Raw genomic sequence first — 3,323 nt, 5'->3', positions numbered from 1 at the left:
TTACGATTTTGGTACGCGCCTTTTTGGAAGTCGCCAGAACCTTTGATTTCGGTCAGGTTGGAGTGAGTTAAATCGGCAGAACCGCCCATCAAACCATGTAAAACGGGAGCGAGTTTATTGAGACAAATTTCGGAGTGTTTCCGAGAAGCAACTGCGCTATCTGCGGGGGTATAGGTGGGTAAGACGCTATCCCAACCAGCAGGGAGTTTACGAGAGAGCAAACCTTCAAATTCGGCAGCTTCTTGGGGATATTTGGCTTTGTAGGTGGCGAGGGTAGCTTCCCATTCGCCTTCAGCTTTGGCACCGCGATCGATCGCTTGGCGCATGTGAGCGACGGCATCGGCGGGTAATTCAAAAGGAGCGTATTCCCAGCCGAGGTTTTCGCGAGTGAGTTTAATTTCGGCTTCGCATAAAGCCGCACCGTGAATCCCGGCGGTGTTGGATTTGTTAGGGGAACCGTAACCGATGATGGTTGTCACCTTAATCATCGTTGGTTTGTCGGTGACTTTTTTGGCTTCTGCTAATGCTGCCGAAATTGCGGCTAAGTCGGTGTTGCCATCTTTAACGTGAATGGTGTGCCAGCCGTAAGCTTCAAACCGTTTGGAGACATCTTCGGTGAAAGCAACATCAGTCGAACCATCGATCGAGATGTGGTTGTCATCATACAAGACGATCAGCTTGCCTAAGCCCCAGTGACCCGCGATCGAAGCGGCTTCGCCAGAAATGCCTTCCATATTACAACCATCGCCGACGATGACGTAGGTGTAATGATCGACGATCGTCGCTTCGGGTTTGTTATATTTAGCGGCTAAGTGCGCTTCAGCTAAAGCCAAACCCACACCATTAGCAATCCCTTGACCTAAGGGGCCTGTCGTAACTTCAATCCCCGCAGTCTCAAAGTTTTCGGGGTGTCCGGGAGTGCTAGAACCCCACTGACGGAAATTTTTGATATCTTCAATACTGACGCTATCGTATCCAGTCAAATGCAAGAGTGCATACTGGAGCATCGAACCATGTCCGGCAGAGAGCACAAAACGATCGCGGTTGAACCATTTGGGGTTCTTGGGGTTGTACCGCATGAAATTTTGCCACAGTACATACGCCATCGGAGCCGCACCCATCGGTAAACCTGGGTGACCGGATTTTGCTTTCTCGATCGCATCGACCGCGAGAAACCGAATCGAATTAATAGCAAGTTGGTCTAAAGATTGAGCGGTTACTGGCATGATATATATCGATTAAACTAATGACTATAGATCTGCGTCGATCTTAACAATTTCTACCTATCATCCCATTTGGTGGAAGCATGAGCAAGGGGGTAGGGATTAGGCTTTAGGCTTTAGGTGTTAGGTATTAGGCTTCAGGTATGAGGTTTTAGGTGTTAGGTATGAGGAAATGAACGGGACGCTTGCGTCCTAAAGCCTGACATCGATTGGCGCGCTATGGCTGGACTAAAAGCCTAAAGGCTAAAACCTAATTTTGTTACATAACATCACTATCCCTTCCCTTTCCCCACAGCATCTGGTATTACTAGGCGAGAGGTAGTCGATCGAACAAAGTATGAACACGCCAAAATACGATAGTATCTTCAATGCCGAAGAGTATACCGAAGAACCATTAAATGAAGCTGAAGGCTTGGCCTCGATCGTGCTCATTGCTGCCTTAGCAGACAATCCTAAAGAATTAGTCGCCCCAGATTTATTTTTAGATATTCTGGGAGATTTTGACTTATATGCAGAGTATTCTGAGGAAGAGCTATTATCGATGGTCGATCGCTTGACAGGAGTTGTCGCCGATCGCGGATTGGGTGCATTGTTTAATGCAGCAGATGAAGCAATTCCTGACGATCTGGTACTAGATGCCTATGCTGCGGCAATTTTGGCTAAGATGAATCCCGATACAGGTGAGATTCCCGCATCAGCCGGAGTATTTCTCAAGGAACTGCAAGCGGTACTAGATATCGATGAGGATGAGGCGGCTGAAGTTGTCGCAGAGATTAATAAGAGTTTTGAGGCAGTTGAGAGTTAGGTGTGGCGGTGCCAATTGGCACTCTGGAAGGTTAGTAGAAATTAAAGGTAGGGGCAATTCATCAATTACCCTTACCTTTAATTTGTGGCGTTAAATTTAGATCGTCCCAACATTCAAACTAATTTACTATCCACTATTCACTAATCACTAATCAGACCTAGTTTAAATGGCTGGTAGTGCTAGCAGATTGTCCTGGTGGTCGATCGAGACCTAAAATGAGGATTTGAAGTGGTTCTAGCCCATTTTCTTGAGGGACGATCGCCATGTGGCTGACAAAACTGAGCTGATTGACTTCGCGATAAGCGAGAGGAATCGAGCGAATGGTATCGGGATCGATATCGAGCAGCACGGGTGCATCTTTGACAGGCAGACCGCACAGTTCGCCAGCTTGAGTGTGAAACAGAATCAGAAATTTGGAAGAATCTTGCTGGGGATCGATCGGCGTAAATTTTTGGCGTAAGTCTACAATTGTCAAGGTGCGATCGCCGAGATTGAGCATCCCAATCCCATCGCGGAGGACTGCACGTTCGCTCGGATACACAATCGCCCGATCGACTGCTTCTACAGGCAAAGCAAAGATATATTGCGAGATTGAGGTGTTCTCCATATTTGCCAGTGAAAACACGACCGTCCGCAGAGTGTCATCATCATCACTAACGCTAGATAGTCGTTTTGGTAAAAGGGATGGGGTTTGCATTCTAGGGAATAGGGGATAGGGGATAGGGAGTAAAAAGTAAGGAGTAAGGAGTAAAGAGGTGGATTTTCTATCCCCTATTCCCTAACTTAAACTCCAACTTCACTGGGCTGAGCTAATTGAGCGACAATGTCTAATAATTCGCGATCGGATTGGGGTTTGGTGAGGTAGTTTTTAGCTCCTAGAGTCATGGCGAGATCGCGGTGTTTTTGACCGCCGCGAGTGGTGAGCATCACGATCGGGATTTGGGATAATTTGGGGTCTTGGCGACAGTAGCTCAGGAACTCAAAGCCATTCATTTGGGGCATTTCAATATCGCAAACTACCAAGCGAATCCGGGGATGTTCTTGAAGGCGGAGGATGCCTTCTCGACCGTGACTGGCTTGGATAACTTGACAGCCAGCTTTAGTGAGGGAACGCGCCAAACTTTGACGCTGGACGAGCGAATCATCAACGACGAGGACTTGCAACTGTCGCCCAGATTGGGGGATGGTGCGATTGTTAAGCCGATCGATCGTTTGAGCAACTTCGTCGGGAAGTGTGGTGTCGGCAGCGGGAGGTAGTGCGGGTTGGCTGTTACTAGGTAGCGCGGCTACTTTTT

Annotated in this window: 3 protein-coding genes and 1 pseudogene; 1 reads left to right on the top strand and 3 read right to left on the bottom strand. The window is 47.9% G+C overall.

All coding sequences use genetic code 11. The features are described 5' to 3' along the window. Positions 1–1,226 (bottom strand): annotated as a pseudogene (locus RMO79_RS03790) (transketolase); the annotation flags it as partial. A gap of 334 nt (positions 1,227–1,560) precedes the next feature. Between RMO79_RS03790 and RMO79_RS03785 the strand changes: the two are divergent. Next, the gene (locus RMO79_RS03785; RefSeq protein ID WP_310481724.1) at positions 1,561–2,028 is read left to right on the top strand and encodes a hypothetical protein; all 468 of its coding nucleotides are present in this window, start codon (positions 1,561–1,563) and stop codon (positions 2,026–2,028) included. A gap of 157 nt (positions 2,029–2,185) precedes the next feature. Here the strand turns inward: RMO79_RS03785 and RMO79_RS03780 are convergent, their stop codons facing one another. Together RMO79_RS03780 and RMO79_RS03775 are read right to left on the bottom strand one after the other, a co-directional pair. Beyond that, positions 2,186–2,725 carry a chemotaxis protein CheW gene (locus RMO79_RS03780; RefSeq protein WP_310481723.1) on the bottom strand — a complete coding sequence of 180 codons (540 nt, stop codon included), beginning with the start codon at positions 2,723–2,725 and terminating at the stop codon, positions 2,186–2,188. 86 nt (positions 2,726–2,811) lie between these two features. Then, a partial coding sequence (locus RMO79_RS03775; protein WP_310481722.1) for a response regulator occupies positions 2,812–3,323 on the bottom strand: 512 nt, incomplete at its 5' end.

Origin of the sequence: Chamaesiphon sp. VAR_48_metabat_403, from assembly GCF_031422475.1 — a bacterium.
Classification (GTDB): Bacteria; Cyanobacteriota; Cyanobacteriia; order Cyanobacteriales; family Chamaesiphonaceae; genus Chamaesiphon.
The sequence above is the reverse complement of the archived record's forward strand: the minus strand, read 5'-3'. Positions and strand labels throughout refer to the sequence as shown.